This is a genomic window from Pseudomonas sp. TE3786, assembly GCF_054057335.1.
Map to the genome: position 1 here is coordinate 303,471 of NZ_JBSRZF010000002.1, position 25,863 is coordinate 329,333.

General features: G+C 61.8%; 26 protein-coding genes. 6 read left to right on the top strand and 20 right to left on the bottom strand.

Translation table 11 applies throughout. From position 1 onward, the window contains the following. Positions 1-16: 16 nt before the first annotated feature. The 9 genes from ACVW0Y_RS03825 to ubiE form a co-directional block, all read right to left on the bottom strand. Positions 17-724 (bottom strand): 16S rRNA (uracil(1498)-N(3))-methyltransferase, encoded by a 708-nt coding sequence (locus ACVW0Y_RS03825; RefSeq protein ID WP_457436171.1) that lies wholly within the window; start codon positions 722-724, stop codon positions 17-19. After that, entirely contained in the window at positions 721-1,503 is a 783-nt protein-coding gene (tatC, locus tag ACVW0Y_RS03830; RefSeq protein WP_457436172.1) for a twin-arginine translocase subunit TatC, read from the bottom strand. Before tatC ends, ACVW0Y_RS03825 begins: the two co-directional genes overlap by 4 nt. Then, positions 1,500-1,919 (bottom strand): Sec-independent protein translocase protein TatB, encoded by a 420-nt coding sequence (gene tatB / locus ACVW0Y_RS03835; RefSeq protein WP_457436174.1) that lies wholly within the window; start codon positions 1,917-1,919, stop codon positions 1,500-1,502. Before tatB ends, tatC begins: the two co-directional genes overlap by 4 nt. A 3-nt stretch (positions 1,920-1,922) precedes the next feature. Continuing rightward, positions 1,923-2,195 (bottom strand): twin-arginine translocase TatA/TatE family subunit, encoded by a 273-nt coding sequence (locus ACVW0Y_RS03840; RefSeq protein ID WP_457436176.1) that lies wholly within the window; start codon positions 2,193-2,195, stop codon positions 1,923-1,925. 25 nt (positions 2,196-2,220) lie between these two features. Next, positions 2,221-2,553, bottom strand: a complete 333-nt coding sequence (locus ACVW0Y_RS03845; protein WP_108096276.1) for a phosphoribosyl-ATP diphosphatase — start codon at positions 2,551-2,553, stop codon at positions 2,221-2,223. Beyond that, on the bottom strand, positions 2,546-2,947 hold the full coding sequence (hisI, locus tag ACVW0Y_RS03850) for a phosphoribosyl-AMP cyclohydrolase (protein ID WP_457436177.1): 402 nt from the start codon (positions 2,945-2,947) through the stop codon (positions 2,546-2,548). The genes ACVW0Y_RS03845 and hisI overlap by 8 nt, the downstream gene beginning before the upstream one ends. 70 nt (positions 2,948-3,017) lie before the next feature. Next, complete coding sequence (gene ubiB, locus ACVW0Y_RS03855; RefSeq protein WP_457436178.1) at positions 3,018-4,625, bottom strand: ubiquinone biosynthesis regulatory protein kinase UbiB; 1,608 nt, start codon at positions 4,623-4,625, stop codon at positions 3,018-3,020. Next, positions 4,622-5,251 carry a ubiquinone biosynthesis accessory factor UbiJ gene (locus ACVW0Y_RS03860; RefSeq protein WP_457436180.1) on the bottom strand — a complete coding sequence of 210 codons (630 nt, stop codon included), beginning with the start codon at positions 5,249-5,251 and terminating at the stop codon, positions 4,622-4,624. Before ACVW0Y_RS03860 ends, ubiB begins: the two co-directional genes overlap by 4 nt. Continuing rightward, positions 5,251-6,021 carry a bifunctional demethylmenaquinone methyltransferase/2-methoxy-6-polyprenyl-1,4-benzoquinol methylase UbiE gene (gene ubiE / locus ACVW0Y_RS03865; RefSeq protein WP_457436181.1) on the bottom strand — a complete coding sequence of 257 codons (771 nt, stop codon included), beginning with the start codon at positions 6,019-6,021 and terminating at the stop codon, positions 5,251-5,253. Before ubiE ends, ACVW0Y_RS03860 begins: the two co-directional genes overlap by 1 nt. 150 nt (positions 6,022-6,171) lie before the next feature. Between ubiE and ACVW0Y_RS03870 the strand changes: the two genes are divergently transcribed. The 3 genes from ACVW0Y_RS03870 (at position 6,172) to ACVW0Y_RS03880 (ending at position 8,131) form a co-directional block, all read left to right on the top strand. Beyond that, on the top strand, positions 6,172-6,447 hold the full coding sequence (locus tag ACVW0Y_RS03870) for a polyhydroxyalkanoic acid system family protein (protein WP_457436182.1): 276 nt from the start codon (positions 6,172-6,174) through the stop codon (positions 6,445-6,447). 204 nt (positions 6,448-6,651) lie between these two features. Next, on the top strand, positions 6,652-7,098 hold the full coding sequence (locus ACVW0Y_RS03875) for a phasin family protein (protein WP_457436184.1): 447 nt from the start codon (positions 6,652-6,654) through the stop codon (positions 7,096-7,098). Between the two features lie 10 nt (positions 7,099-7,108). Further along, entirely contained in the window at positions 7,109-8,131 is a 1,023-nt protein-coding gene (locus ACVW0Y_RS03880; protein ID WP_457436185.1) for a phasin family protein, read from the top strand. 269 nt (positions 8,132-8,400) lie between these two features. Here ACVW0Y_RS03880 and ACVW0Y_RS03885 read toward each other — a convergent pair whose 3' ends face one another. The 11 genes from ACVW0Y_RS03885 to ACVW0Y_RS03935 form a co-directional block, all read right to left on the bottom strand. Further along, complete coding sequence (locus tag ACVW0Y_RS03885) at positions 8,401-9,015, bottom strand: TetR/AcrR family transcriptional regulator (RefSeq protein WP_457436187.1); 615 nt, start codon at positions 9,013-9,015, stop codon at positions 8,401-8,403. Between the two features lie 150 nt (positions 9,016-9,165). After that, the gene (gene phaC / locus ACVW0Y_RS03890) at positions 9,166-10,851 is read right to left on the bottom strand and encodes a class II poly(R)-hydroxyalkanoic acid synthase (RefSeq protein ID WP_457436188.1); all 1,686 of its coding nucleotides are present in this window, start codon (positions 10,849-10,851) and stop codon (positions 9,166-9,168) included. A 195-nt stretch (positions 10,852-11,046) separates the two neighbouring features. Continuing rightward, entirely contained in the window at positions 11,047-11,910 is an 864-nt protein-coding gene (phaZ, locus tag ACVW0Y_RS03895; RefSeq protein WP_457436190.1) for a poly(3-hydroxyalkanoate) depolymerase, read from the bottom strand. A gap of 279 nt (positions 11,911-12,189) precedes the next feature. Next, on the bottom strand, positions 12,190-13,872 hold the full coding sequence (gene phaC, locus ACVW0Y_RS03900; protein WP_457436191.1) for a class II poly(R)-hydroxyalkanoic acid synthase: 1,683 nt from the start codon (positions 13,870-13,872) through the stop codon (positions 12,190-12,192). A 271-nt stretch (positions 13,873-14,143) separates the two neighbouring features. Then, positions 14,144-14,518 carry a gamma-butyrobetaine hydroxylase-like domain-containing protein gene (locus tag ACVW0Y_RS03905; protein WP_457436193.1) on the bottom strand — a complete coding sequence of 125 codons (375 nt, stop codon included), beginning with the start codon at positions 14,516-14,518 and terminating at the stop codon, positions 14,144-14,146. Between the two features lie 86 nt (positions 14,519-14,604). Next, on the bottom strand, positions 14,605-15,945 hold the full coding sequence (gene hslU / locus ACVW0Y_RS03910; protein WP_457436194.1) for an ATP-dependent protease ATPase subunit HslU: 1,341 nt from the start codon (positions 15,943-15,945) through the stop codon (positions 14,605-14,607). 14 nt (positions 15,946-15,959) lie between these two features. Further along, complete coding sequence (gene hslV, locus ACVW0Y_RS03915) at positions 15,960-16,490, bottom strand: ATP-dependent protease subunit HslV (RefSeq protein ID WP_110617264.1); 531 nt, start codon at positions 16,488-16,490, stop codon at positions 15,960-15,962. Positions 16,491-16,672: 182 nt separating this feature from the next. Next, the gene (gbpA, locus tag ACVW0Y_RS03920; RefSeq protein WP_457436195.1) at positions 16,673-18,196 is read right to left on the bottom strand and encodes an N-acetylglucosamine-binding protein GbpA; all 1,524 of its coding nucleotides are present in this window, start codon (positions 18,194-18,196) and stop codon (positions 16,673-16,675) included. 187 nt (positions 18,197-18,383) lie between these two features. After that, positions 18,384-19,061 (bottom strand): SPOR domain-containing protein, encoded by a 678-nt coding sequence (locus tag ACVW0Y_RS03925; protein ID WP_457436196.1) that lies wholly within the window; start codon positions 19,059-19,061, stop codon positions 18,384-18,386. Position 19,062: 1 nt separating this feature from the next. Beyond that, on the bottom strand, positions 19,063-20,802 hold the full coding sequence (gene argS / locus ACVW0Y_RS03930; protein WP_457436198.1) for an arginine--tRNA ligase: 1,740 nt from the start codon (positions 20,800-20,802) through the stop codon (positions 19,063-19,065). 119 nt (positions 20,803-20,921) lie between these two features. Next, entirely contained in the window at positions 20,922-23,141 is a 2,220-nt protein-coding gene (locus tag ACVW0Y_RS03935) for a primosomal protein N' (protein WP_457436200.1), read from the bottom strand. A 159-nt stretch (positions 23,142-23,300) separates the two neighbouring features. Between ACVW0Y_RS03935 and rpmE the strand changes: the two genes are divergently transcribed. The 3 genes from rpmE to ACVW0Y_RS03950 are packed head-to-tail and all read left to right on the top strand — an operon-like array spanning position 23,301 to position 25,776. Continuing rightward, positions 23,301-23,516 carry a 50S ribosomal protein L31 gene (rpmE, locus tag ACVW0Y_RS03940; protein ID WP_108096257.1) on the top strand — a complete coding sequence of 72 codons (216 nt, stop codon included), beginning with the start codon at positions 23,301-23,303 and terminating at the stop codon, positions 23,514-23,516. 26 nt (positions 23,517-23,542) lie between these two features. Next, the gene (locus ACVW0Y_RS03945; RefSeq protein WP_457436201.1) at positions 23,543-24,343 is read left to right on the top strand and encodes a thermonuclease family protein; all 801 of its coding nucleotides are present in this window, start codon (positions 23,543-23,545) and stop codon (positions 24,341-24,343) included. Further along, positions 24,340-25,776 carry a M48 family metalloprotease gene (locus ACVW0Y_RS03950; RefSeq protein WP_457436202.1) on the top strand — a complete coding sequence of 479 codons (1,437 nt, stop codon included), beginning with the start codon at positions 24,340-24,342 and terminating at the stop codon, positions 25,774-25,776. Before ACVW0Y_RS03945 ends, ACVW0Y_RS03950 begins: the two co-directional genes overlap by 4 nt. The last annotated feature ends 87 nt before the right edge of the window (positions 25,777-25,863 follow it).

Consider the following 25,863-nt stretch of genomic DNA (forward strand, 5'->3'; position numbering starts at 1 on the left):
GGGGGGCGTGCGAGGACTAGAACATCCGGGCGAGTAGTGCGGTGACGGCGGTTTCAACCCGCAAGATGCGCTCACCCAGTTGCACAGGCTGCAAACCCGCTTCAGCCAGCTTCTCCACTTCATAGGGAATCCAGCCGCCCTCCGGGCCTATGGCCAAGGTCACCGGGCCTTCAATGGCGCGTGGGCAACTCGGGTAGTCGCCAGGGTGGCCTACCAACCCTTGAGTGCCGGCGCAGAGTTGCGCCAGGTGGTCTTCCACAAACGGCTTGAAGCGCTTTTCGATGCGCACTTCAGGCAGCACGGTATCGCGCGATTGTTCCAAGCCCAGAATCAGCTGCTCGCGAATCGCCGCCGGCTCGAGAAACGGTGTCTGCCAGAAGCTTTTCTCCACCCGGTAGCTGTTGAGCAGTATCAGCCGTGGCACGCCCATGCTGGCGACGGTTTGCAGCACGCGGCGGAGCATTTTCGGGCGGGGCAGGGCGAGCAATAGCGTCAGCGGCAGCTTGGCCGGTGGCGGTTGGTCGAGGCTGATTTGCAACTCGGCCTCAGTAGCTTCCAGGCGCAGGATCTGCGCTTTGCCCATCAGCCCGCCGATACGGCCTACCCGCAGGCTGTCGCCGGACTCGGCGCGGTGCACTTCCTGCAGATGGGTGAGGCGGCGGTCGCGCAGAATTACGCGGTCGGCACCGACAAAATCGGCGTCCTCCAGAAGCAGCAGGTTCACGGCTGGGTGGCTGGCGGTTGGGCGTCGTCGGCGCTTTCTTCAGGCTTGCGCTTGCGCACCATGCCGCCGAAGAACACGCCAACTTCGAACAGCATCCACATCGGCACGGCCAGCAGGGTCTGCGACAGTGGGTCCGGCGGGGTGAGGATCATGCCGACCACGAAGCAGCCAATGATCACGTACGGGCGGATCTTCTTCAGGTAAGCGACATCGACCACCCCGATGATCACCAGCAGCACCACGGCTACCGGAATCTCGAAGGCCACGCCAAAGGCGAACAGCAGGGTCAGCACCGAATCCAGGTAGGTGTTGATATCGGTCATTGGCGTCACGCCCACCGGTGCCGAGCCCAGCAGGAAGTGGTAGATCAGCGGCAGCACCAGGAAGTAGGCGAAGGCCATGCCGGCGTAGAACAGCAGCACGCTGGAGGTCAGCAGCGGCACGGCAATGCGCTTTTCATGCTTGTACAAGCCGGGCGCGATAAAGCCCCAGGCCTGGTAGAGGATCACCGGCATGCTGGCGAACAGGGCGATGACCATGGTCAGTTTCAGCGGTGCGAGAAAAGCCGAGGCCGGGTCGATGGCGATCATCGTCGCGCCTTCAGGCAGAAAGCGGCGCAGCGGCTCGGAGGCGATGGTGTAGATATCCCGCGCGAAGTAGAACAGCCCGGCGAAGATCAGAAAGGTCGCCGCTACGCAGCGCAGCAGGCGCGTGCGCAACTCGGTGAGGTGCGAAACCAGCGGCATCTGCTGGTCGTTTTCCGGGGTATCTGCGCTCATGGGGCTCGCGGCGGTTGGGGAGGGACGGGCAGCTCCAGTTGGGTCTGGGCCGGGTTCGGCTCGCTGGCGGTTACCGGCGCTGGCACCGACTCAGCGACGGGTGCCACTGCCGCTTGAGCAGCGGTCGCTATCGGCGTGGTCTCGGCCAGCGGTGGTGCGGCCGGTACCTGGGGCGGGGCGATGGCGTTTCGGGCTTCCTGTTCCAGGGCCAGAATATGCTCGTTGTGCAGCTGTCGACGAATCTCGTCAGCGCCGATTTCGCGTTCCACTTCCTGTTTGATCGCATTGAAGCTGCGTTTCAGGCGGCCGATCCACAGGCCTGCAGTGCGCGCGGCACCGGGCAGGCGCTCGGGGCCGAGCACCAGCAGGGCCACCAGGCCGACCAGCAACAATTCGCCGAAGCTGATGCCAAACATGGGTCAGTCCTTGCGCGCCGGTTCTTCAACTTTCTGGGCTTGCACGTCGATGGTGTGCGGTTGGTTCAGCGGCGCGCTCTGGCCAGGCGCTGGTTGTGCCTGGGTTGGCTGTGCCGGTGCCGGTTCGGCGGGTTTTTCGTCATCGTTCATGGCTTTGCGAAAGCCCTTGATGGCTTCGCCAACGTCACCGCCCAGGCCCTTGAGTTTCTTGGTACCGAAGACCAGCACGACGACGATCAGAATGACGATCCAGTGTTTCCAGTCAAAAATACCCATGGAGCTGTTCCTCTAGATAGATAGGTTAAGACGGATCGCGAGCGGCTTTTTCTGCATGCCCGGACAACCCGAAGCGTCGGTCCAGTTCGTCCAGTACCGCCTGTGGATGCTGGCCGAGGGCGGCGAGCATGACCAGGCTGTGGAACCACAGGTCGGCGGTTTCGTAGATCAGGTCGCTGCAGTCACCGCTGACGGCAGCATCCTTGGCAGCGAGGATGGTTTCCACCGATTCCTCACCGACCTTTTCCAGAATCTTGTTCAGGCCCTTGTGGTACAGGCTGGCCACATAGGAGCTGTCGGGGGCGGCGCCTTTGCGCTCCTCCAGCACCTGGGCAACTCGGCTGAGCGTGTCACTCATGGCTGTGGCCTCCGGCATAAATGGCGTGGGGGTCTTTGAGCACCGGATCGACGGCTTTCCAGGTGCCATTTTCATAGACGCGGTAGAAGCAGCTTTCACGGCCGGTGTGGCAGGCGATGCCGCCGAGTTGCTCGACCAGCAGAATGATCACGTCTTCGTCGCAGTCCAGGCGCATCTCATGCAGCTTCTGCACATGGCCGGACTCTTCGCCCTTGCGCCAGAGTTTGCCACGCGAGCGCGACCAGTAGATGGCGCGTTGCTCGGCGGCAGTGAGGCTCAGGGCCTCGCGGTTCATCCAGGCCATCATCAATACACGGCCGGTTTTGTAGTCCTGGGCAATCGCCGGCACCAGGCCGTCGCTGTTCCAGTTGATCTCGTCTAGCCAATCGTTCATTGCCATTCCGTAATGCGGGCGTTGCCCTGTCGAATCATCCGGCGAGTTTGCCAGTTGAGGCCGCCACTGGCTATCGGCGCAGAATCAGGTACAGACCACTGGCGCTCATCAAGCCGGCTGGCCAGAGGGCGGCAAGGGTGACGCTGGCAGCGGCCAGCGCCAGGGTGATACCGCCACCCAGCAGTGCCGTGCCAAGCAAACGCAACGCCCAGTTGTCGCGGTTGGCTTGCTGTTGCAGCGGCGGATTATGCAGGTGCGGTTGGGCCATACGCTCCAGCAGTTCACGGGTCATATGGGCCAGGTGGGGCACCTGTTCGACTTGCGATTGCAGATTCTGCAGCAGGCTTTTCGGGCTGACCCGCTCACGCATCCAACGCTCCAGGAAGGGTTGCGCGGTGCTCCACAGGTCGAGGTCCGGGTACAGCTGGCGGCCCAGGCCTTCGATGTTGAGCAGGGTTTTCTGCAGCAGCACCAGCTGCGGCTGGATTTCCATATTGAAGCGCCGCGCGGTCTGGAACAGGCGCATCAGCAGCAGGCCGAAGGAGATGTCTTTCAATGGCCGCTCGAAGATTGGCTCGCAAACAGTCCGAATCGCCGCTTCGAAATCATTCACCTTGGTTTCCGCCGGCACCCAGCCTGAATCGATATGCAGCTGGGCCACCTTGCGGTAATCGCGCTTGAAGAAGGCGATCAGGTTGCGCGCCAGGTAGTCCTGATCTTCCGGGGTCAGGCTGCCGATGATGCCGCAGTCGATGGCAATGTACTGCGGGCTCCACGGCGTGCGGGTGCTAACGAAGATATTGCCGGGGTGCATATCGGCATGGAAAAAGCTGTCGCGAAACACCTGGGTGAAGAAGATCTCCACGCCGCGTTCGGCGAGCAGTTTCAGATCGGTGCGCTGGTCGGCGAGGGTGACCATATCGGTAACCTGCACGCCGTAGATGCGCTCCATCACCAGCACTTGCGGGCGGCACCAGTCCCAGTACACCTGGGGTACATAGAGCAGCGGCGAGCCTTCGAAGTTACGCCGCAACTGGCTGGCGTTGGCGGCCTCGCGCAGCAGATCGAGCTCGTCGTAGATGGTTTTTTCGTAGTCACTGACCACTTCCACCGGGTGCAGGCGACGCGCTTCGGTGGACACCCGCTCGGCCAGTTTGGCGAGCAGGAACAGCCAGGCGATATCGGCGCGAATCACCGGTTTCAAGCCCGGGCGAATCACCTTCACCACCACTTCTTCGCCACTGCGCAATTGCGCCGCATGCACCTGCGCCACCGAGGCCGAGGCCAGGGGTTGGCTGTCGAAACGGGCAAATACGTCGGCGACCTTGGCACCCAATTGCGCTTCGATCAGCGCCAGGGAGTGGGCGGAATCGAACGGCGGCACCTGGTCTTGCAGAAAGGCCAGTTCATCGGCCATGTCCACCGGCAACAGGTCGCGGCGAGTGGAAAGCAATTGCCCGAACTTGATAAAGATCGGCCCCAGGTCCTGCAACGCCAGGCGCACCCGCTCGCCGCGGGTCAGCGCCAGCTTGCGTCGCGGCAGCCAGCGCCATGGCAGGCAATAGCCAACGGCGCGCAAATACCAGGGCAGCGGCAGGTCGAGAATCAGATCATCGAGGCGGTAGCGAATGACCACGCGCTGGATGCGCAACAAACGGCGGACGGCAAGCAGGCTCATGCGGGTTCGCTAGGTTTTGGGGTGAGTGTCAGGGCCAGGCGTTCAACCCGCGCATCGAGGCGATCGAGGGCCATCTTCAGATCATCGAGTTCGGCGAAACGGGCTTGCGCTTCGTTGTCGCCAACCAGCGTGCGGGATTCCTCGCTGAGGTAGTCGGCGAGGTTGTGGCGCAGGCTGTCGAGGTTCTGGCGGGTAAAGCGCGCACGGCTTTTCAGATGGCCGCTGAGCAGTTGGCTGCCCACTGGGCCGAGCCAGCGCGCCAGCTCGTATTCCCAGTCCAGTTCGAGGTCTTGCAGCACGCCGGCGAGATCGAGGAGCACGGCGCTGTCGCCGTCCAGTTCAACCTCGGGGCTGTGCAGCACGGCGGTTTTGTCTTTGCTGGTGGCCAGGCGCAGCAGGCTGCTGGCCGGGGCGCGCAGGCGGCAGGCGATATCGCCATCCCAACGGGCGGCCAAGCGCAGGCCGGCACCGTCAGCCAGGATGAACACCTGCATGGCCGGGGCGCTGCAATCGACTTCGATCACCTTGCCGGCCAAATGGGCCAGGCGCGGCAAGGCTGTCGCGTCCAGCCGCAATACGCGGTTGATCCCGGTTTCGGCAGTAGCGAGCAGCGCCTGGGTCAGCATCAGGGCTTGATGCCGCGGTGCAGGGCGACGATGCCGCCAGTCATATTGTGGTACGTGGCACGCTCGAAACCGGCCTCGACCATCATGGCCTTGAGGGTTTCCTGATCCGGGTGCATGCGGATCGATTCCGCCAGGTAGCGGTAGCTTTCCGAATCGTTGGTGATCAGCTTGCCCATCAGCGGCAGCAGGCTGAACGAGTAGGCGTCGTAGGCCTTGGACAGCAGGTTGCTGGTGGGCTTGGAGAACTCCAGGATCAGCAAACGACCGCCGGGCTTGAGCACCCGCAGCATGGAGCGGATGGCTTGATCTTTGTGGGTGACGTTGCGCAAGCCGAAGGCGATGGTCACGCAGTCGAAGTGGTTGTCCGGGAACGGCAGCTTTTCAGCGTCGGCCTGCACGAACTGCACGTTATTGGCCACGCCGCTGTCGAGCAGCTTGTCGCGACCGACCTTGAGCATCGAGGCGTTGATGTCGGCCAGCACCACTTCACCGCTAGGGCCTACCAGGCGCGAGAACTGGCGGGTGAGATCGCCTGTGCCGCCGGCGATATCCAGCACCCGGTTGCCGGTGCGTACGCCCGACAGCTCGATGGTGAAACGCTTCCACAGGCGGTGTACGCCAGCAGACATCAGGTCGTTCATCAGGTCGTATTTGGCGGCTACGGAATGGAAAACCTCGGCGACTTTGTCGGCCTTCTGGCTTTCCGGCACGCTCTGGTAGCCGAAGTGGGTAGTCGGTTCGGCATCACTGCCTTTGCGCGGATCGTTCATATGCGGTCACCGGAAGAAAGTGCCGGCCATTCTAATCGCCGACATCGGCTTTGTCTTGGCAAGGCGTGCGCCTGGGGTAGCGGTGTTGCTGCCCATGGCGCTGTGCTCGCGCTATAGTCGCGCGACTTATGGTCGCAGGAGTTGCCAACTATGGCCCGCATTACCGTCGAACGTTCCCACACCCTTGGTCGTGAAGGTGCCCGCGCCAAAGCCGAAGAGCTGGCCGCACGCCTGGCTGCCGAGTACGCCGTGCGTTATCAGTGGCAGGGCGATGTGCTGGAGTTCAAACGCAGTGGTGCCGACGGCACGATTGAAGTGGGGGATGACAGCGTGCGTGTCGATTTGAAGTTGGGGCTGCTGCTGTCGGCCATGAGCGGCACCATCAAGCGCGAAATTGAAAAAGGTCTGGATGAATCCCTGAGCTAACGCCCCCTCTTTCATACCTCGCCTCTCTCTCGTAGGAGCGGCTTTAGCCGTGATTCTCCGAAGATCCAGAGCATCGCGGCTAAAGCCGCTCCTAGGGGCACCGCCCCTCTCAATACCTAGTATGTGAATTCTAATTTTCCCCGTTAGCTTTGGTGCAAGCCTGCCATCGGCAGGCGTTTATCTTCCTTTCTCATGAGGTGCACCATGGCCAAAGTTGCAGCTAAGAAAGCAGTGGTTAAAAAAGTTGAAGACACCACTAGCGTACTCACTGACGTCAAACACTACAGCCGCCAGATCTGGCTGGCCGGTCTGGGTGCCTACGCCAAAGCCGGCAAGGAAGGTTTGGGTTACGTCAAAGGTCTGGTAAGCGCCGGCGAAGGTATCGAACAGAAAGGTAAAAAGCTGGTCACAGTGCAAGTCGAAGCGGCAAACAGCCAACTCGACTCGGTTAAAAAAACTGTCAGCAGCAATGTCTCCAGCGTCAAAAGCAAAGTTGAAGTGCAGTTCGACAAAATCGAGAAAGTTTTCGATCGTCGGGTGGCCAAAGCACTAAATCGTTTTGGTATCCCTTCGCGCCAGGACGTTGATGCGCTCTCTGCTAAGCTGGACGTGCTGAATGCGTTGGTTGCACGTGTCGCTAAGACTCAATAAGGAGAGCGGGATGGTTGCTAAAAAGAAAGTCGAAAAACAAAGCAGCTCGTGGATTGGCGAAGTAGAAAAATACTCTCGCCAAATCTGGCTGGCTGGGTTGGGCGCCTATTCGAAAATCAGCAAGGACGGCACCAAGCTGTTCGATACGCTGGTAACCGATGGCGAGAAAGCCGAGAAGCTGGCCAAGACCGAAGTCGAGAAACAGGTTGGCGCAGTTAAATCGACCGCTAAAACATCGGCAAAGTCGGCCAAATCCAAGGTCGATGAAGTAAAAGGTCTGGCGCTCGGCAAGTGGGGCGAGCTCGAAGAGGCCTTTGACAAACGTCTGAACAGTGCCATTTCGCGCTTGGGTGTGCCAAGCCGCAATGAAGTGAAATCGCTGAACAGCAAGGTCGATACCCTGACCAAGCAGCTGGAAAAACTGACCGGCGTTTCTGCTAAAACAGTTGCCGCCAAACCAGCTGCCAAAGTCGCTGCCAAGCCTGCTGCGAAAGCCGCGAGCAAACCAGCCGCCAAACCGGCCGCTAAAGCCGCTGCGAAACCTGCAGCCAAGCCAGCCGCCAAACCAGCAGTAAAAGCTGCGGCTAAACCCGCTGCCAAAGCTGCCGCCAAGCCCGCGGCCAAGCCACTGGTAAAAGCAGCCGCTAAACCTGCTGCCAAGCCAGCTGCTAAACCAGCGGCCAAAGCTGCAGCGAAACCTGCCGCCAAGCCTGCGGTAAAACCAGCCGTTAAAGCTGCTGCCAAACCTGCTGCGAAACCAGCCGTAAAAGCCGCTGCCAAGCCCGCCGCAAAACCTGCCGCCAAGCCAGCAGCGAAACCCGCTGCCGCTAAACCGGCTGCCAAGCCTGCGGTGAAACCTGCCGCTAAACCCGCACCCAAGCCGGCCGCTGCCAAGCCTGCTGCACCGAAGCCGGCGGCACCTGCCGCGGCCAAACCGGCTGCACCTGCTCCGACGCCAGCGCCAACTGCTGCGACCACAACCACACCGGTTGCATCGCCAGTTCCGCCAGTGACGCCAAGCACGTCTTCCTGAGTGCCAGTGCGGTAACTAGAAACCCGGCCAGATGGTCGGGTTTTTTTATGGGCGTGTTACTCGGGAGCTACTGTCCGAAGGTGCGTTGGGTTGTGCACTGTCATCCCAGCGCAGGCTGGGATCCAGAATATTGGATCGATCGCCGTTCCTCGTCCTATCCGAAACTCTGGATCCCAGCCTTCGCTGGGATGACGGATGTTTTGCTCGATACTTTCATTCAGCCTTCGCCAGCGGGGCGGGCAGATCAAAAGCAGGAAAGCCAAACCGCGTCACGCTTCCAGATAACGCTGGGCCAACAACTCAGCCGTGTAGCGCGAGTCTTCTTGCATATGCGGGCTTACCAGCATCATCACCTGAAACACCACCAGGCGAATCTCGCCGATGTTGCCGAGGATGCGTTGGTAGTCGAGGGAGAACAGCAGGGTCAGGGTGATCTGTTCCACCAGCAGGCCCAGGGCCTGGGTGCTGCTGCTCAGGTGACCTTCGGCTTTCAGCCCGGCCAGCAAGGCGGCCAGGGTGCGTTTCAGGGCGTTCAGCCACAGGCGGATGCCGCGCGCCAGTTTCGGCAGGCGGCCGGCGAGGTTGGAGAGGTCCTGGAACAGAAAGCGGTAGTGCGCCAGGCGCTCGACGATCAGGTGCAGGAACAGCCAGTAGTCTTCGACATTCAGGCGTGCATCGGCCGGTGGGTCGAGGAGCGGTGCCATGTCGATTTCGAAGCGTTCGAACAGCTCCATCACCAGCGGCTCTTTGCCGTGAAAGTGGTAGTAGAGATTGCCCGGACTGATTTCCAGCTCGTTGGCGATTTCCAGGGTGGAGACGTTGGGTTCGCCCTGTTGATTGAATAACAGCAGGGCGCATTCAAGAATGCGGTCGCGGGTTTTCATCCATTCTTCTTATTGGTCAGACGGTCCATTGGCCGACGGTTGAGGACGTAGGGCGAATACCGCGTAGCGGTATCCGCCGTTCCGTTATAGCGGGTTGCAGCGCCGGCGGATATCCGTTGCACGGATATTCGCCCTACAGGTCACAACGCCTCAAACCTCGTGCACATAGGTGCCGGGCGCTGCCTGCATCGGTGGATAGTTCTGATTGCCGATGGCCAGCAAGGTCTCCCGTGGCTCGCCAGAGCGTGCCTGAATCCATTCCATCCACACCGGCCACCAACTGCCGTTGTGCTGTTTGGCGTCGTAGTACCAGGCCCGTGGGTCCGAGGTGAGTTTGCTGTTTTCGAAGAAGTTGGCTTTGGGGTTGCCTGGTGGGTTGAGGATGCTCTGGATATGCCCGCTGTTGGACAGAATAAAGCGCCGGTCACCGCCCATCAGCAAGGTGGAGCGGTATACCGCATCCCAGGGCGTGATGTGGTCGTTGATGCCGGCCACGCTGAAGCTGTCGACGTTGACCTTCTGCAAATCGATGGGCGTGCCACAAACCTCCAACGCGCCAGGCCGAGTCAGCGGGTTGTGTTTGAAGCAGTCCAGCAGATCGCCGTGCAGGGCGGCGGGCAGGCGGGTGTTGTCGTTGTTCCAGTAGAGGATGTCGAAGGCCGGCGGTTGCTTGCCCAGCAGGTAGTTGTTGACCCAGTAATTCCAGATCAGGTCGTTGGGGCGCATCCAGGCGAACACCCGGGCCATGTCGCGGCCATCGAGCACGCCGTTCTGGTAGGAGCGACGCTTGGCCGCTTCCAGGGTTTTTTCGTCGGCAAACAGCATGGCCGGGCTGTCGATCTGGCAGTCCAGCAGGCTCACCAGGTAGCTGGCGCTGCTGATCTTGCGCAGTTGCCGTTTGGCCAGCAAATGGCCTTGCAGGGCGGCGAGGGTCAGGCCGCCGGCACAGGCACCGATCAGGTTGACCTCTTTGCTGCCGGTGATGGCGCGCGCCACATCGGTGGCCGCCTCCAGGGCTTGCACATAGCTCGACAGCCCCCATTCGCGGTGACGGGCATCGGGGTTGCGCCAACTGATCATAAACACCTGCAGGCCGTTTTTCAGGCAGTACTGCACGAAGCTCTTTTCCGGGCTCAGGTCGAAAATATAGAACTTGTTGATCTGCGGCGGCACGATCACCAGGGGCTTGGCGTACTGCTTTTCGCTCATCGGTTTGTATTGGATAAGCTCGAGCATCTCGTTGCGAAACACCACCGAACCGGGTGTGGTGGCCAGGTTGCGACCGACTTCGAAGGCTTTCTTGCTGACCTGACGGGGCATACCGCTGTTGTGCAGCAGGTCATCGTAGAGGTGGCGCATGCCTTTGAAGATACTGGTGCCGCCGCTGTTGAGCAGTTCTTTGATCGCCAGCGGATTGAGCACGCTGTTGGAGGGTGCCAGGGCGTCGCCGAGCATCGTCGCGATAAAGCGCGCCCGGGCGCGGTCGTCAGCGGGCAGGTCGCTTTCTTCGATCCAGCGGGTCAGTTGCTGCTGCCAGGCCAGGTAGGCCTGCAGGCTGCGACGGTAGAACGGGTTGAGTTGCCAGGTGGGGTCAGCGAAGCGCGGGTCGTTGGGGTTGTGCTTGTGCAGGGTATCGCCGATCAGCACCCGGCCAAGCTGGCCGCCCAGGGCCAGCGCGTGCTTGGCGCTGTACACCGGCCGCCGCAGCCCCTGGAGCGCCAGGGTGCGCACGGTACTCAGCACGTCGCGGCCGCGCAGACCGAGTACGGCATTTTGCGCATTCATTTGATTGGCCGGTGGGGTGGGCACCGGGGTAGGCACAGATTTGTCTCGCATGTGGCAACACTCCGTCGTCAAACCGGCAAGGGACTCAACGTCAAATTGGTACAGAGCAAGGCTTGTACCAAGGCGCGCCGGAGGTGCATTCCAGACAACCGCGCAAAGAACAGAAGGTGGTGCGCCCAGCGCCCTATTGGGTCAGGTGGGCACTGATCGAACTGATTCAGTGCGCACCGCCGGGGTGTTGTTGTTTCAGTGATCGCGAACCGGCGAAGGCGTCGGTTGTGGGTGCATCACTGCACGTTGGCGTTCCTCTTGTAAGAATTTCATGATGATTGGCGCGACCGCTTCGGCCCGCGTGATCAGGAACAGGTGACCGTCGTCGATCACGTGCAGTTCCGAGTTGGGAATTCTCCAGGCTAGCAGACGCATGTTGATCAGGGGGATCAATGGGTCGTCGTCGCCCGCCAGTACCAGCGTCGGCTGGGTCAGCTTGTGCAGCCAGTGGATGCTCGTCCAACCCATACCGGCGAACAGCTGCCAGTAGTAGCCGAGCTTGCCCGAGGAGCGCACTTTGCTGGCATGCGCCATGGCCAGGTTGGGGTCGCGACGAAAGGCACCGCCGTAGATGTCCGGGGCGATCTTCACGCCATAGGACGGTTGTACATAACGCCGTGGACTGGCCATGCGCCACAGCACCTTGGGCTTGCCCGGCACCATTACTGCGCCGGCGGAGGTAGCCGCCAGCACCAGTTTCTTGCAGCGCTCGGGATAGTCGTGGGCGAACTGCTGCGCCAGCGCGCCACCCCAGGACACGCCAATGGCATTGACCTGGCCATAGTCGAGGTAATCGAGCATGCGCGCGGCCAGCTTGGCCAGGCCGGGGAAACGGTAGGGCTGGTTGGGTGTCGACGACCCGCCGACACCGGGCACATCGAAGGCGATCACTTCGAGGTCGGGGTCCAGTGCGGCTACAAAGGGGAAGACCAACTCCAGGTTGGCCCCGATGCCGTTGAAGATCAGCAACGGCGTCAGGTGTGGTTTGCCTGGACGGACCGCCGTGCGGATGGTTTGCCCATCGAGGTCGATGGTGCGGAAAACAAATGGTAACGGCATGCGCTGGCCCTATAGGGTCTGTTAATCACTGGGGGCACCGTCCAGGTGCCGTTCCAGATTAACGAAGCTGGCTTCCGCTGCTGGCTTCGTGACAGCTGCAAACGCTTGGTGGGCGTTGGCAGCAGGCGGCACATCCGAGTGCCGCGGGCAGTGTATGCAGTGAATCCTGTCGCTTGCGCCTGGTTGACGTTGAACAACTATCAACCGGCGAGGTTGCAGTTTTCGTCTTCACGCCAGGTGCTGGTGAACCTGGCGCTCATGTAGCTGACGTTCATTTACCTAGCGCTCATGCACATAGGTACCCGGTGAGGCTTCCCCCGGCGTATAGGTTTTGTTGCCCAGGACCGCCGGTGCCTTTTTCACTTTGCCGGAGCGGTCGGCCAGCCATTTCTGCCAGTGCAGCCACCACGAGTCGGTGTGCTTGGTGGCGTCTTCCTGCCAGGCTTTCGGGCAGTCCGGCAGCTCGCCTTCACTGGTGGAAAAGCGTGCCTTGGGGTTGCCTGGCGGGTTGAGAATGCTCTGGATATGGCCGCTGTTGGACAGCACGAATTCGATCTTGCCGCCGAACAGACGCGCCGAGCGGTAGCAGGCTTCCCAGGGGGTGATGTGGTCGTTGGTGCCGGCCAGGCTGAAGATATCGGCGGTGACCTTTTTCAGGTCGATCGGCGTACCACAGACTTCCAGGGCATCCGGGCGGGTCAGCGGGTTGGTCTTGAACAGCTCGATCAGGTCGCCATGGAAGGCCGCTGGCAGGCGCGTGGTGTCATTGTTCCAGTAGAGGATGTCGAACACCGGCGGCTCGTTGCCGAGCAGGTAGTTGTTCACCCAGTAGTTCCAGATCAGGTCGTTGGGGCGCATCCAGGCAAACACCTTGGCCATGTCGGTACCTTCCAGCACACCGGCCTGGTAGGAGCGCCGCTTGGCCGCTTCCAGGGTCTGTTCGTTGACGAACAGTGCCACCTGGGTGTCGAGCTTGGTGTCGAGCACGCTGACCAGCAGGGTCAGGGCGTTGACCTTTTTCTCGCCAATCGCCTGGTAATGGCCGAGCAGGGCGGCGGTGGTGATGCCGCCGGAGCAGGCACCGAGCATGTTCACGTCTTTGCTGCCGGTGATGGCCAGGATCACTTCGATGGCTTCTTTCAGCGCTTCGATATAAGTCGACAGACCCCACTCGCGTTGTGCCTTGGTCGGGTTGCGCCAGCTGACGATAAAGGTCTGGATGCCATTGCGCAGACAGAACCGCGCCAGGCTCTTTTCCTGCGACAGGTCGAATACATAGAACTTGTTGATCTGCGGCGGCACCACCAGCAGCGGGCGCTCGTGCACTTGCTCGGTGGTCGGCTTGTACTGGATCAGCTCCAGCAGGTTATTGCGAAACACCACCGAGCCTTCGCTCAGGGCCAGGTTCTTGCCGACCTCGAAGGCGTCCATATTTACCTGGCTGGGCATGCCGCCGTTGTTCACCAGGTCTTTGGCCAGGTGCGAGAGGCCGTCGAGCAGACTCTTGCCACCGGTTTCGAAAAAGCGTTTGAGCGCCGCCGGGTTGGCCATGCTGTTGCTCGGTGCCAAGGCTTCGGTGAGCAAATTGATAACGAAGTGACCGCGGCTGATATCGGTCTCCGACAGGTTGCTGTGCTCGACCCAGCTGTGCAGTTCTTTGCGCCAGGCCAGATAGCTTTGCAGGTAGCGCCTGTACAGGGGGTTCTGGCTCCAGGCCGGGTCGGCGAAACGTTTGTCGCCGTCGTCCATCTTCAGCTCGGAGCTGCCCAGGACAACGTTCTTCAATTCGATTCCCAGATGGGCAAGGTGTTTGGCACTGTGCAGCGGTTGCTTATAAGCCTGCGCGAGGATCATGCGGGCAGATGCGAGAATGTCCTTACCACGAAGGCCAATGACGGGATTGAGCCCAAGGGTGTTGTCCGAGGCCTGGCGCTGCAGGTCTTCATTATTTTTATTGCTCATCTACGACGCTCCATTGTCCTGAGGCTGATACCGGCATGCTGCTGTGCGCGGACACAGGGCGTTAGCGCCTAGTACTGCTCGGGTTACCGGGGGCGGAGCTAGCTCCGCTTCATTCATTGCATCTGACACAGTCAAATGCACGGAACCTGCCAGGTAATTGGTTACCCGAGTTTCAGCGTTTGCGCAAGCAGGCCAGTCACTTGGCCAAGCGCAGGGGGGAGTATGCCGAGGGAGTTTAGAAAGTTCGCCCTAACCTGTGGGAAGGGTTGAGTTAGAGCATCAGCTTGACTACGGACTCAGCCGGATCACGGGATTTTCCGGCGCGTTTCAGCTCTTCCAGATAATCGGCCCAGAGTTGTTCCTGGCGTTGCGCCAGTTGCTCAAGGTAGTCCCAGGTGAACAAACCGCTGTCATGTCCGTCGTCGAAGCACAACTTTAGTGCGTATTGCCCGGCGGGTTCGATCTTGCTCAAACCGACCCCCAGCTTGCCGAATTGCAGAATCGGTTTGCCGTGCCCCTGTACCTCGGCCGAGGGCGAATGCACGCGCAGAAACTCGGCGGGCAGCGTATAGCTTTCGTCTGCGCCGTATTTCAGGGTGAGGGTTTTCGAGGCTTTGTGCAGCTCGATGGCCGATGGGATACGCATGGGGCTGCTCGCTCTGAAATAGTTGAGCCCGACCGCTTTGCAGCGGCCGGGCTCGGGGTGTCGGCTGGGTCTGAAGAATAAAACGTTTAGAGAATATAGCGCGACAGGTCTTCGTCTTGCGCCAACTCGCCGAGGTGGCTGTTGACGTAGTCGGCGTCGATGCGGATGGCTTGGCCGTTCTGGCTGCCAGCCAGGTCACCAGCGCTGAACGACACTTCCTCAAGCAGACGCTCGAGCAAGGTGTGCAAGCGGCGCGCGCCAATGTTCTCGGTTTTCTCGTTGACCTGCCAGGCGATCTCGGCGAGGCGTTTGATCCCGTCGGCGTCGAACTCGATGCTCAGCCCTTCGGTCAACAGCAGCTCGCGGTATTGCTCGGTGAGCGAGGCGTGCGGCTCAGTGAGGATGCGCTCGAAGTCGTTCGGGGTCAGCGCCTTGAGCTCCACGCGGATTGGTAACCGGCCTTGCAGCTCGGGCACCAGATCGCTGGGCTTGCTCAGGTGGAAGGCCCCCGAGGCGATAAACAGGATATGGTCGGTTTTGACCATGCCCAGCTTGGTGTTCACCGTGCAGCCCTCAATCAGCGGCAGCAGGTCGCGCTGTACGCCTTCGCGGGAGACATCGGCACCGCCGACATTGCCGCGCTTGGCGACCTTGTCGATCTCGTCGATAAACACGATGCCGTGCTGCTCCACCGCTTCCAGCGCCTGGGCCTTCAGCTCTTCTTCATTGACCAGGCGCGCGGCTTCTTCGTCGCGTACCAGTTTCAGCGCTTCCTTGACCTTCAGCTTGCGGGCTTTCTTCTTGCCCTTGCCCATGGTCGAGAACAGGTTCTGCAGCTGGTTGGTCATTTCCTCCATGCCGGGCGGGGCCATGATTTCCACGCCGCCGGGCAGGTCGGCCACCTCGATTTCGATGTCCTTGTCGTCCAGCTGGCCTTCACGCAGACGCTTGCGGAACAGTTGGCGGGTGTTGGAGTCGTTGCTTGGCGTCTGGTCTTCATTGAAGCCAACCCGGGCCGGCGGCAGCAGGGCATCGAGGATGCGCTCTTCGGCAGCGTCTTCGGCGCGGTGACGGACTTTGACCATCTCCTGCTCGCGGAGCATCTTGATCGCCGCATCGGCGAGGTCGCGGATGATCGACTCGACGTCGCGGCCGACATAGCCGACCTCGGTGAACTTGGTCGCTTCCACTTTCAGGAACGGCGCGTTGGCCAGCTTGGCCAGGCGCCGGGCGATTTCAGTTTTGCCGACGCCGGTCGGGCCGATCATCAGAATGTTTTTCGGCGTGACCTCGGCACGCAGCTCGGCGGGGAGCTGCATACGGCGCCAGCGGTTGCGCAAGGCAATGGCAACGGCACGTTTGGCTTCGTCCTGGCCGATGATGTGACGGCTCAGTTCATGAACGATTTCGCGGGGAGTCATGGGCATGGAATGGTCGGGCCTCAGACAGCGAGGTCCAGCTCCTCGATGGTCAGGTGGTGATTGGTGAACACGCAGATATCGCCGGCGATACCCAGCGCGGTTTCGGCCACTTCGCGGGCGCTGAGGTCGCTGTGCATCAGCAGGGCGCGGGCAGCGGCCTGGGCATAGGGGCCGCCAGAGCCCATGGCGATCAGGCCGTCTTCGGGCTCAACCACGTCGCCGTTGCCGGTGATGATCAGCGAGGCATCTTTGTTGGCGACCGCCAACATGGCTTCCAGACGGCTGAGGGAGCGGTCGGTGCGCCATTCTTTGGCCAACTCGACGGCGGCCCGCACCAGATGGCCCTGGTGTTTTTCCAGCTGCCCTTCGAAGCGTTCGAAGAGCGTGAAGGCGTCGGCGGTGGCCCCGGCAAAGCCGGCGATCACCTGGCCGTGGTACAGGCGACGGACTTTTTTCGCGTTGCCTTTCATCACGGTATTGCCGAGGGAAACCTGGCCGTCGCCGCCCATGACGACTTTGCCGTGGCGACGAACTGAAACGATGGTGGTCAAGGGAGAGTCTCCACACTGGGGGCGAAAGTGCCCTGTTGGAAACTCATATGGGGGAGGGGTTCAGGCATTTCAACCGGGTGCGACGAATGTGCAGCGTCTGGGTTTTGCGTCAGATTGTGTCCGTGAAAAGTAACCGCGAAGCCTGGCTTCGCGGTTTCCGTGGGCTGCGGCCCCGCCTGGGCTCAATCGCGGGTCCAGGCCATCTGCCAATGCGAACCGCTGCCCGGCTCGAACTGGGTGGCGCTGCTGCTCCATTGCACGCAATAGCCGTTATAGGGCCAGGGTTTGCAGGTGTAGGTGTTGCCGTCGCGGGCCAGCACTTTGGTGCCGGCCTTGTAGCTCTTCAGACCGTTGGGGAACACGTACTCGGCTTTGCCTGAGGCCGGGGCCTCGATGCTGAAACGCTGGGTTTTCTGCAATGGCTCGCCGGCTTCCGGTTTGGCCACCACCACCAGGTCATAGGTGCCGGCTGGCGGATTGCGCAGGCTGAACATCAGGTGTGGCGAGGTGCTACCCGCTTCGCTCTGCTGGAAGGCCACGCTTTCACCTTTGGCATTGAACAGGGTGGCGCTGACCGTATAGGGGCCACCCTCGGTGAGGGCGTTGAGGTGCAGCTGCACCATGCCGCCTTCCACCTTGTAGCTGGCTTGCAGGCCATCCAGATTCAGGCTGCCGACATTCAGTGGCTGGGCCTGCACCTTCTGGATCTCCACGCGCAGCACATCGCTGCCGGACGGGGTGTACAGGCTGTTCTTGCCGTAGTTGGGCACCACTTCGTCGTGGGTATTGAGTTCACCCATCAGGTAGCCGGCCTTGGCTTTGGCCACCTTCTGCGCCAACAGGAACGGCCACGTATCGGCCTGGGCTTGCGCTGCCGTTTCGAGGGTCAGGGTGGTTTGCCGATCAGTCTGCTCACCCTGGGCGGTAAACACCCGGGTCAGCACCTTGTCGCCGGCTTGCAGGGCTTCGGGCTGCACCGCACCGATGTTTTTCCAGCTGCTCACCGGCACGCTGGCAGCGTTGGTGCCGGCGGCGCTGGCGCTGATGTTGACGTCGATCACCTGATAGAAGGTGGCGGCGGTGTCGGCGATTTTCCAGGTGGCCAGCACCACGTGGTAGCCGCTGTGATCGGCAGGGATATTGACGGTATGGCTGCTGGTGCCACCGCTCGGCGGGCGCAGGCCCTGGCCGTCTTCCTGGAGCAGTGGGGTGAGTTCGAAGGAGTCGCGGGTCAGTGGCTGGTTGGGGTTCCAGTCCTTCTTGGTAATAAAGAACTGGTGGTAGGCGGAGGCGTGGCCGGCGGTGTAGCGCCAGATAAAGGTGTTGGGGCCAGGCTTGATGGGGTTCTTGGTCCAGCGCGTAGCGGACTGCTCGTTGAGCTGGCCGAAGGCCGATATGCCGGCGGCGGCGATGGTCTCATCGGCCGGGCCGCATTGGCTGAAGTCACCGGCGCAGTAGGCACCGCGATAGTGGTGGCTGACCGAGGGGCTGTACTCGAGGCTTTGCGGCTCGTAGGCCACGCTGCCGCAGTTGCTGTTGAGGTTGCCGGCGCCGGCGGTACAGAGCACGGCGCGGGACTTGGGTTGCTCTACATAGCCGTGGGCGCAGGTTTGTTGTGCGCTAAGACAGGCCAGGCCCATGGCAGCCAGCAGGGGCAGCTGGCCCATCCGCTGGTGCTTGCGATGATGTAGTGGGGATTGATGCATGGCGGCGACCTTTTCTAATTAGAAGGGCGCTCGGGGTGACCAGCAAGTGGTCGGCAAGGTGGGAAAGTGCCGGACCCGAGCGGCATTTACTATGCCGAGGGGAATCGAGCGGTAATGTAGGACGCCTCCGGGAGGCGGCGGAACTGAAGGTGTCGGGCGACGAGGAGAGTTCTCGCCGCCCGTCAGATCAACGTCCCTGGCGCTGCTGCAAGAGCAGATTGCTGAAGCCGCTGCCGGCCAGTTTTTTCTGCGCCGCGGTCAGTTGTTCGCGGTTGCTGAATGGGCCGACCAGCACCCGATACCAGGTCTCATCGCGAACCATGCCGGATTCCACCTGCACGTCCTGACCCAACAGAATGATCTGCGCGCGCACCTTGTCCGCGTCTTCCTGCTTGCGGAACGAGCCGGCCTGCAGGAAGTACTGGGTGACCGCCGCTTTCACCGCGCTCGGCAACGGCGGCGGGGTCTCGCCTTTGAGCGCGGCTTCGGCGCGGGCGGCGTCAGCCTTGGCCAATTCGGCGGGGCTGGCCGGCGGCGGCGTCTGCTCGGGTACGGCTTCCGGCGGCACTATGACTTCCGATTCGGGCAGCAGGGTGTAGAAGTCGTACTTGGGTTTTACCGGACCGCTGGGCGACGGGCTGCTGTCGACCGGTGCCTTGGGGGCGACGGCGGTTTTGCTGGCCTTGTCATCCGGCTTGTCGCGCTGGATTTCCTTGCGGCCCGGCTCGAGCTTCATCAGCAGCACGATAAAGGCACCGATGGCCAGGCCGCAGGCCAGCCAGATCCAACCCGGTACGGGTCGTTTGGCTGGGGCCTGGTAGCGGCTGGCGCCGCGTTTGGGTGCAGGTTTTTTCTTGGCCGCCAACTTACATGCGCTCCAGGGTTTCCAGACCCAGCAGTTGCAGACCTTGCTGCAAGGTGCGCCCGGTCAGGGCGGCCAGGCGCAGGCGGCTGTGCTGGGTGGCCGGGTCTTCGGCGGTGAGGACCGGGCAGTGTTCGTAGAAGCTGGAGAACAGCCCAGCCAATTCATACAGGTAGGTGCACAGGGTGTGCGGTGTGCCTTTCTCGGCCACGTTGGCCAGCACTTCGCCGAACTGCGCCAGCTTGGCGGCCAGGTCCTGTTCCTGCACGGCGTTCAGCGTGATCCGGCCGTCAAGCTGGTCGTAGCCCTTGCCCAGCTTGCGGAAGATGCTTGCGACACGGGTGTAGGCATACAGCAGGTAAGGCGCGGTGTTGCCTTCGAAGCTGAGCATCTGCTCGAAGTTGAAGGTGTAGTCGCTGGTGCGGTGTTTGCTCAGGTCGGCGTATTTCACCGAGCCGATGCCAACCACTCGCGCGATGGTGCGCAGTTCGTCTTCGGCCAGCTCCGGGTTTTTCTCTTTCACCAGCACATAGGCGCGTTCTTGCGCCTCATCCAGCAGGTCGATCAGCTTCACCGTACCGCCATCACGGGTCTTGAACGGTTTGCCGTCCGGGCCGTTCATGGTGCCAAAGCCCATGTGTTCCAGTTGCATGCCTGGGTGGACGAAGCCGGCGCGCCGCGCCACTTCAAATACTTGCTGGAAGTGCAGGGCCTGGCGCTGGTCGACGAAATAGAGCACGCGGTCGGCCTTCAGCACCTGGCTGCGGTAGCGCATGGCCGCGAGGTCGGTGGTGGCGTACAGGTAGCCACCGCCGGCCTTTTGCACGATCACTGGCAACGGGTTGCCTTCGGCATTCTTGAATTCGTCGAGAAACACGCACTGGGCGCCGTTGCTTTCTACCAGCAGGCCGGCACTTTTCAGGTCGGCAACCACATTGGCCAGGTCATCGTTATAGGCGCTTTCGCCCTTCACATCGGCAGGGGTCAGCTTCACGTTCAGACGGTCGTAGGCCTTCTGGCAGTGGGCCAGGGAAATGGCGTTGAAGCGATGCCACAGGCGCATGCACTCGGGCTCGCCGGCTTGCAGCTGGACCACCAGCTCACGGGCACGGTCAGCGAACTCAGGCGACTCGTCGAAGCGCTGCTTGGCGGCGCGGTAAAAACCTTCGAGGTCGGAGAGCTGGGTTTCGCTGGTTTCCGGGTTTTCCTGCAGATAGGCCAGCAGCATGCCGAATTGGGTGCCCCAGTCGCCTACATGGTTCTGGCGGATCACGGTGTCGCCGAGGAATTCCAGTACGCGGGAAACGCCATCACCAATGATGGTGGAGCGTAGATGGCCGACGTGCATCTCTTTGGCCAGGTTGGGCGACGACAGATCGACCACCACGCGTTGGGCGGCACCGCTTTTATGTACGCCGAGCTTGGCGTCGGTCAGGGCCTGCTCCAGACGCTGGGCGAGGGCCTGGCTGTCCTGGTAGAAATTGAGGAAGCCGGGGCCGGCGATTTCCACTTTGCGGATCTGCGCATCGGCGGGCAGCGCAGCAATGAGTTTTTCCGCCAGGTCGCGCGGCTTCATGGCCGCCGGCTTGGCCAGCATCATGGCGATGTTGCTGGCGAAGTCACCGTGGGTTTTGTCCTTGGTGTTTTCGACCTGGATCACTGGCGTAAGCCCTTCAGGCAGTACGCCTTCGCTGACGAGGCGGGAGAGGGCTTGCTGGATCAGCTGGCGAATGGTGTCTTTCATGGTGTGCTCGTGCGGCCATCGGAGCGCGCTTGGCGCCGCGAAGCGGGTGAAAAGGGGGCCATTATCCGTGGCGTTTGCGATGTTGCCAACCGCAGGGTCCGGCCGTGGCGTGCTGACGGTCAGAACAGGTCGATCGGGTCGATGTCCAGCGACCAGCGCACCGCGCGGCCGGACGGCATTTTCTCCAGCGCCGTCAGCCAATAGTTGAGCAGCTTGTGCAGTGGCGCGCGGGCATTGGCTTGCAGCAGCAACTGTGCCCGATAACGGCCGGCGCGGCGCTCCATGGGAGCCGGCACCGGGCCCAGGAGTTCAATGCCGCTGAGGTTCAACTCGCCCAGCAGGTGTTCGGCTTCGGTGCAGGCATCGTCGAGAAAACCTTCGGCCTGGCCAGGCTTATGGGCTTCGGCGCGCAGCAGGGCCAGGTGACAAAACGGCGGCAGACCGGCGGCGCGGCGTTCACTCAAGGCCTGTTCGGCAAAGGCGAAATAACCCTGCTCGGTGAGTTGCACCAGTAGCGGATGGTCAGCCAGATGGGTCTGGATAATCACCCGGCCCGGCTCTTCGGCCCGTCCGGCGCGCCCCGCCACCTGCACGATCAACTGGGCCATGCGCTCGCTGGCGCGGAAATCGGCGGAGAACAGGCCGCCATCGGCATCCAGAATCGATACCAGGGTCACCCGTGGAAAGTGATGCCCCTTGGCCAACATCTGGGTGCCGATCAGGATGCACGGCTCGCCTTTATTAATGGTGGCGAACAGATTCTGCATGGCGTCCTTGCGCGAGGTGCTCTCGCGGTCGACGCGCAGTACGGGCACGTCGGGGAACAGGGTGGCCAGGCGATCCTCAGCGCGTTCGGTACCTGCACCGACCGGGCGCAGGTCGACCTGGGCGCATTTCGGGCAATTGCTTGGCTGACGTTCGACATGGCCGCAATGGTGGCAGCGCAGCTCGCGGGAGCGCTGATGCACAGTCATCCGCGCATCGCAACGCGGGCATTCGGACAGCCAGCCGCAGTCGTGGCACAGCAGGGTCGGGGCAAAGCCGCGGCGGTTGAGGAATACCAACACTTGCTGGCCGGCGGCCAATGTCTGGCCAATGGCTTGCTGCATGGGCCCGGAAATGCCGCTGTCCAGCGGTCGGCTCTTGATATCCAGGCGCAGAAAGCGTGGTTGCTGGGCGCCGCCGGCGCGCTGGGTCAGACGTAGCAGGCCATAACGCCCGGAGTAGGCGTTCTGCAGGCTTTCCAGGGACGGGGTGGCCGAGCCGAGGACAATCGGAATGTTTTCCTGCCGCGCGCGTACCAGCGCCAGGTCGCGGGCGTGGTAGCGCAGGCCTTCCTGCTGTTTATAAGAGCCGTCGTGCTCTTCATCGATGATGATCAGGCCCGGGTTTTTCATCGGCGTGAACAGCGCCGAACGGGTGCCGATAATGATGTCGGCCTCGCCATCGCGGGCGGCGAGCCAGGCATCCAGGCGCTCACGGTCGTTGACTGCCGAATGCAGCAGGGCGATGCGCGCATTGAAGCGGCGCTCGAAGCGCGCCAGGGTCTGCGGGCCCAGGTTGATTTCGGGGATCAGCACCAGGGCTTGCTTGCCGGCTTCCAGGGTTTCGCGGATCAGCTGCAGATAGACTTCGGTCTTGCCGCTGCCGGTTACCCCGGCGAGCAGAAAGGCGTTGAAGCTGCCCAGACCGCTGCGAATGGCTTCGGTGGCGGCGCGCTGCTCCGGGTTGAGCGGCAGCTCCGGTTGCGCCAGCCAATTGCCATGGCGCTCGATAAGCGCATGACGGCGGGCCTCGATGGTCACCAGGCCTTTCTCGCGCAGCAGGTCGAGGCTGTCTTTATTCAGCTGCAACTGGTTGAGCAAACGATGGGCGACGCCATGGGGGTGCTGGGCGAGCACCTTTAATGCATCGCGCTGGCGCGGCGCGCGGGTCAGACGTGGGTCGTCGAGAGAAGCGCCTTCGGCCACATGCCAGAAGCGCTCCTGGCGTGCTTCGGCCGGCTCGCCCTGACGCAGCAGGTTGGGCAGCGCCCAACTGAACGTGTCGCCGAGGCTGTGCTGGTAGTACTGCGCGGTCCACAGGCACAGCTTGAAAAACGCCGGCGGTACCGGGGATTGGCTGTCGAGCAGGGCGATGGCGGGTTTCAGTTTGTCTGCTGGCACTTCGCTGTGCTCGCTGACTTCCACCAGAATGCCGATGATTTCCCGTCGCCCGAACGGCACCCGCAACCGCATGCCGGGCTGCAAGGCACTAGCTGGCACGCCTTGGGGGGCCAGGTAGTCGAACAGACGGCGCAGTGGAGATGGCAGGGCGAGGCGCAAAATTACCGGGGGCACGCGGGAAACGTCCTAGAGAGCGAGGCGCGATCTTAGCATGCGAGGGCCTGACGATCGGTCTTGCGTGGCTGCCGCACTCTGGTAAGATGCGCGGCCTAATTCCGTGCGGTACTCGACAATAGTGTCGGGTGGCGGCGCGATAGCCCTGAGGAATACACCATGAAAGCTGATATCCATCCAGTATACGAAGCCGTAACCGCTACCTGCAGCTGCGGTAACGTGATCCAGACTCGCTCCACCCTGGCCAAGCCGCTGAGCCTGGACGTGTGCAACGAGTGCCACCCGTTCTACACCGGCAAGCAGAAAGTGCTGGACGTTGGCGGCCGTGTTGATCGCTTCAAGCAGCGTTTCGGTGTGTTCGGTTCCAAGGCCTAATCGGCTTTGTAGCCTCGAGAAGCCTGATGGGCTTTTCGCAGCTGTTGAAAAAGGCGTCCCTAGTGGGCGCCTTTTTCGTTTCTACGGTTTGTGTCGGACCGGTCTGGGCATTCTGTCCGGCGCCTAGCGGGCTCGTGTCAGTTAGTGTCACTCAGGTGGTAGATGGCGATACCCTGCGCCTGGTCGACGGTCGCAGCGTGCGGCTGATTGGGATCAATGCGCCTGAACTCGCGCATAAAGGCCAGGCGGCGCAACCCTTTGCCGAGCAGGCCAAGCGCCGTTTGCAGGAGCTGGTGCGCGCCAGTGACGGGCAGGTGGCGGTGCAGGTTGGCCGGCAGGCCAAGGATCATTACGGTCGTACCCTGGCGCATGTCTATGCTGTTCAAGGGCAGAATCTTGAAGCGCAGCTGCTGGCCGAAGGGCTGGGCTTTCAGGTGGCGATTGCGCCGAACGTGGCGCTGCTGGCTTGCCAGCAGGCGGCTGAGCGCAGCGCCCGTGCGGCAAGGTTGGGGGTGTGGCGCGAGACGCCCGCACTCACAGCCGCGCAGGTTAATGTCAGTGGCTTCGCATTGGTGCAGGGACGGGTCATGAAGGTCGAGCAAAATCGCGGTGGCGTCTGGTTGCAGTTGGATGGGCCATTGGTGTTACGGGTGGCGAGCAAGGTCTTGCCAGACTTTGATCTGCAGGCGCTGCAAGACATGCGCGGGCGCACAGTCGAGGCGCGTGGCTGGGTCATCGACCGGGCGCGGCGCGGCCAGCAGCAACCCGATCAGGTGCGTTGGATGTTGCCGCTCACCCACCCGACTATGGTGGAGGTACGGCCATGATCGTCCGTCTGTTCTGGCTGGCAATCGCGCTGATGCTGTTGCAGGGCTGCGCGCAAAACCCGGCCACCGGCGAAACCAACTTCGTGATGATGAGCGAGCGCCAGGAGCTCGAGCTTGGGCGCAATTACAGCCAGGAAATCGCCAAGCAATACCCGCGTTACCCCGATGAAAAACTCCAGGCCTATGTGCAGCAAGTGGGTGAGCGGGTGGCCAAGCATAGCCATCGTAGCAACCTGACCTACCATTTCACGGTGATTGATAGCCCGGACATCAACGCCTTTGCCTTGCCGGGTGGCTACATCTATATCCACCGCGGCCTGCTCGCTTATTTGAACTCAGAGGCCGAACTGGCTGCGGTGCTGGGGCATGAGGTTGGCCACGTTACGGCCCGGCATAGCGTGCAGCAGCAAAGCCAGTCCCAGGCGTGGGGCATTCTCGGCCAGGCCGTTGCCATTGGTACAGGCGTGGGCGCGGCAGGGGATGTCACCAGTGCCTTGGGTTCTGCGTTTGTCCGTGGTTACGGGCGCGATATGGAGTTGCAGGCCGATGGCCTGGGTGCCGAATACCTGGCGCGCGCAGGTTATGACCCGCAGGCCATGATTGAAGTGGTCGAAGTACTGAAAAGTCAGGACGATTTCGCGCGCGATGAAGCGAAAAAAGCCGGTAAACCCGAACCGACCTCCAGCTATCACGGCGTGTTCGACACCCACCCCGGCAATGACCAGCGCCTGCAGCAGGTGGTCGGTCCGGCGCGAGCCCTGGCTACAGGCCAGCAAGAGGTCGGCCGTGATGTGTTTATGCAGCACCTGGCCGGGCTGCCCTATGGTGACTCGGAGTCCACCGGCATTCGCCGCGGCCAGCAGTTCTACCACGCGGAGTTGGACTTCACCTTTAGTGCGCCGCCGGGCTGGGAGCTGGTCAATCGTCCGGATGCGGTGATCGCCCATACCCCTGATCAGGATGCTTTTGTCGCCGTGGTTCTGGAGAAGGTGAAGCCAGGGCAAACGCCGCAGCAGTTCATCCGTTCCAAGGTGTCCGGGCGTCTGGCTGATGAGCGAGAGCTTCAGCAGGCTGGGCTCGACGGTTATACCGCAGTGATTCCCGGACGACCGGCCAAGCGTGTGGCGGTGATCTACAAAGACAACTCGGCCTATGTCTTTATTGCCAGCGTCAAAGCGCCTGCTTCGCTTGAGACGCACGACGAAAATTTCCTCAAAGTGATCAATAGTTTTCGACCTCTGAAGGCCGAAGAGCGTAAGCTGGCGCAACCTCTCCGGCTGCAACTGGTGCGTGCCACAAGCGCGCAAACCATGACCAAGCTAGCTCAGGGCAGTACGCTGCCCGGTGATGCCGAGTCCCGTCTGCGCCTACTCAATCATCTATATCCAAGCGGCGAGCCGTCCCCAGGGGATTGGCTTAAAGTCGTACGCTAGAGCCCTTGACAGACCTGACTGACCAGTCTTGTTCGAGCCTTGCATCTTGCGTATCCTCGCTGCCTGTCTGTTTAACAGCATAAAAAA